The organism is Synechococcus sp. H70.1 (genome assembly GCF_047502705.1).
GTDB lineage: Bacteria > Cyanobacteriota > Cyanobacteriia > Thermostichales > Thermostichaceae > Thermostichus.
In genome coordinates this window covers 1-3627 of the sequence record NZ_JANSIV010000171.1, presented here as the reverse complement: position 1 = coordinate 3627, position 3627 = coordinate 1, and the positions used below count along the sequence as shown (strand labels likewise).

General features: G+C 59.6%; 2 protein-coding genes and 1 pseudogene. 2 read left to right on the top strand and 1 reads right to left on the bottom strand.

All coding sequences use genetic code 11. From position 1 onward, the window contains the following. The coding region (locus NW827_RS11280) for an ABC transporter ATP-binding protein (protein WP_414503700.1) at positions 1–1046 on the top strand (1046 nt) is incomplete at its 5' end. Positions 1047–1103: 57 nt separating this feature from the next. Here NW827_RS11280 and NW827_RS11275 read toward each other — a convergent pair. After that, on the bottom strand, positions 1104–2372 hold the full coding sequence (locus tag NW827_RS11275; protein ID WP_414503699.1) for a class I SAM-dependent methyltransferase: 1269 nt from the start codon (positions 2370–2372) through the stop codon (positions 1104–1106). 176 nt (positions 2373–2548) lie between these two features. Here NW827_RS11275 and NW827_RS11270 point away from each other — a divergent pair. Next, positions 2549–3627 (top strand): annotated as a pseudogene (locus NW827_RS11270) (peptidase M8); the annotation flags it as partial.

The window sequence follows — 3627 nt, the reverse complement described above, 5'->3', positions numbered from 1 at the left end:
TTGAAGACGGGGAATTTCTCGTCTTCGTTGGCCCCTCCGGCTGTGGCAAGACCACCACTTTGCGCCTCCTGGCCGGCCTGGAGGAGGTGAGTGCCGGCTCCATCTACATCGGCAACCGCCGGGTGAACGACGTTCCCCCCAAGGATCGGGACATTGCCATGGTCTTCCAGTCCTATGCCCTCTACCCCCACATGACCGTGGCCGAGAACATGGCCTTTGGCCTTAAGCTGCGCGGCCTGCCTAGGGCGGAGATCGAAAGCCGAGTTCGGGGGGTGGCCAAGCGGCTGGGGATCGAACACCTGCTCCACCGCAAGCCCAAGGAACTTTCCGGTGGGCAGCGGCAGCGGGTTGCCGTCGGGCGGGCCATTGTGCGCAACCCGGCGGTGTTTTTGATGGATGAGCCCCTCTCCAACCTCGACGCCAAGCTGCGGGTGCAGGCGCGGGCCGAGATCAGCAAGTTGCACATGCAACTGGGCACCACCTTCATCTACGTCACCCACGACCAGGTGGAAGCCATGACCATGGGCAACCGCATTGCCGTCATGAAGGATGGCCGCCTGCAACAGGTGGATACCCCCCAGGCCCTCTACAGCCGCCCCGCCAACCTGTTTGTGGCCGGCTTCATCGGCAGCCCTTCCATGAACTTCTTCTCAGCCAAGCTGCGGGAGCAAGAGGGCACCCTCTGGGTGGATAGCGGCGCCTTCCGCGTGCCCATCCCCCCCCACCAGGCGGATCCCTATCGGCCCCGCGCCGGCCAGCCGGTCATCTTCGGCATCCGCCCGGAAAACATCCACGATCCCCAGTACCAGCCCCCAGGGATCCAACCCGCCCGCGTGCGCGCCAGAGTTGCCGTTGTCGAGCCCCTGGGCTCTGAAGTCCTCCTCCACCTCAGCGCCGCCGACCCCGAAGGGATCCTCCCCGAGCAGGAGTTTGTGGCCCGCGTGGATCCCCGTACCCAGCTTCGCGTCAACCAATGGGCAGAAGTGGTCTTTGACATGGATCGCTTCCACCTCTTTGACCCGCAAACCGAGGAGCGGCTGGGATAACGCTAAAAAGCCCTCGGAAAGCTAGGGGCTTGGAAAAGCTGCTAACTGCAGTCGCCCTTACCGTAGCGGCGAGTTTAGGAGAATCACCAGGCGCTCTTCCAAAAACTTCAGGTTGGCCAACACTTGGCTAAACGCTTCTTCCTGCGTCCAGTCCATAATCTCCATGGCTTTGTGAACCAGCAATTGCACCGGCACCGGCAAGGGGCCGAAGACATCCACCAGCCAGCGCACCGAGAAAGGATCGATGGTAATGTTCCCCTCAGCGCCCGGCCAGCCGTTGATGTTGACAGGCCCGTTGTCGCGAATGGCGTTGAGGAACGCCTGCTTGGCATCCAACCTCACCAAAAGCGGGTGGGCTTGTACAGTGCCATTCCACCATTCGTCGTTCGTAAACGGCTCAGGCTTGGGAATGCCGGGGTGCCCACACCAAAAGTCGATCAGGCGGGTCATGTTGGGGAAAACCAGCTCGATGAAGTGAAGCTTTTGCTCCTCGCTTAACTTGTTGATTTGCCGCATCGTGTAGGGCACCGGCTTGGTCAAAACCCTCTCCACCTTCCACTGCTGCCAGTTCACCATGCTAATAAACTCAAGGCCGGCCTGCCTTAACATCTCAAACACCTGCGGCACCGTAAAGCCCTTGTCGCTGCGCAGCAGGAAATTGGCCAGAATCCCCCCTGTGGTTTTGATGGCATCGCCGTTCCAGTGGCTCTTCACAAAGCTGGCATCGGTGAGAGCTTCCATCACCTCCCGCAGCAGCGGTACAGCTTTGGCCGCTGGCTCATCCATCACCCCCAGCAGCTCCATCGCCTCCTGCATGTTGAAGATAAACTGCCGCTGATAAAGGCTGTGCACATTGGTGCGAATGATCCCATCAGGCTTGAGCACCTGCCGCATGCCTTTCAAGCCGGCCACCGGGTCGTCCAGCAGGTAGAGAACGTCGTTGCAGGCGATAAAATCAAACTCCTCCCCCAGCGCCGTCATGTCGGTAATGTCCATAACATGAAAGCTGGCGTTCTCGATTTTGTGGAACTTGAAGCGCTGCTTCGCCAGCTTGATGGATTCAGGTGAAATATCCACTCCCACATAGCGAGCGCCGGGGTTGGCAGTTGCCAAAACCAAAGTTTCCCAGCCGGAGCCACAGCCGGCATTGAGCATCACCTTGCCTTCCGGCAGTACCACCTTGCGATCCCGCAGGTACCTGGCTGTTGTGAGGCTGTTGGCAAACAGGGCCAGGTTGTCGGTAACCGTCTGCTCAATCGGCACATTTGGGTAGGGAAACTCGTCAAACTGCGCCTGGACGGGGTTGGACACAACTTTCTCTGCCATGGCGGCCTTCCTGTGTTTTTAGGTATCCCAAACTCTTAGCACGCTCCCTATCTTACTGCACAGCCAGCAATCTATATCTCTCCGGCGTTCCTCTGGCCTTGAAGCGGGTAATCTTTGCTGGTAACTTTTTGATGGCGCTGCCTTAGTGTTGATCATCCTGCCAGAGGGTTTTTTCTATGGGCTCACGCAGACGCCTATTGCTGTTGGCGGTAACTTTTCTCTTCGGGATCCTGGCAGCCTGCGGCCTGGCCACGGGGCCTGGCTTGATCAGCCGGCCAGAGACGCCCTCCTCCACCCCTGCCGCCTACTACGACGGCAACCCCCAATCGGTAACCATCCGCGATGCCGCCATCGCCTTTGCCATCGCCAGCGGGATCACCCAGCCCAGCCAGATTGTTAGCTTTGTCAACAACGTTTTGCGGTTGCAGCCGCCCATAACTTTGGCTGAGGTAACCACAGCCAACCCCAACCCGGTTGCCATTTCCGATTTCGATGGCGACGGCAGGGGGGGAACGGATCGGGACGCGGCCATCTTGTTTGCCATTGCCACTCTGCGAACCCGCGAGGCCAACCGCATCAACGATTTTGTCAACAATGTGCTGCGGCTACAGCCTCCCCTTAACCTGACGCCCGAACAGGCAGCCAGGTTGCCGGGGCCAGGGTTTGTCCCACCGACAGCCTCGCCTACTCCTTCTGCTTCTCCAACGGCCTCGCCTTCGCCCACTCCTTCCCCCATGGCCTCGCCCTCGCCGTCATCCTCTGAGATCTCCACCCTGGGGGTGCCGCAGACGGTAACGGGTCGCCTGACCACCAGTAGTCCGCGGGATCCCCGTCGCCCGGATCACTTCATCCAGGAGTTCCTGCTCAGCGCGTCCGCGGGGCAAACGGTGCGGATCCAGCTTTCCAGCAGCGAGTTTGATACTTACCTCTTCATCGTTAACCAGGCTACTGGGGAGGTAATTGCCGAAAACGACGACTTTGGGGGGAGTAGGAATTCCCAGCTAGACTTGGTTGTGCAAGCTGGAATTAACTACTTGGTGCGGGTTAGCAGTTACAACCCGGGTGCTACAGGCGCTTTCCAGCTTAGGACTGCTCTGGTTGGCTCGGCACCTACTCCTGCTCCTACAGCTTCTCCCCCTGCCGGCAGCTTCAACATCGAGGTTGAATTTATCGACAATAGCCTCAGCCCTTCCCAGCGCGACATTGTTCTGCAAGCGGCCCGGCGCTGGGAGCAGATCATCACCGGCGATCTGCC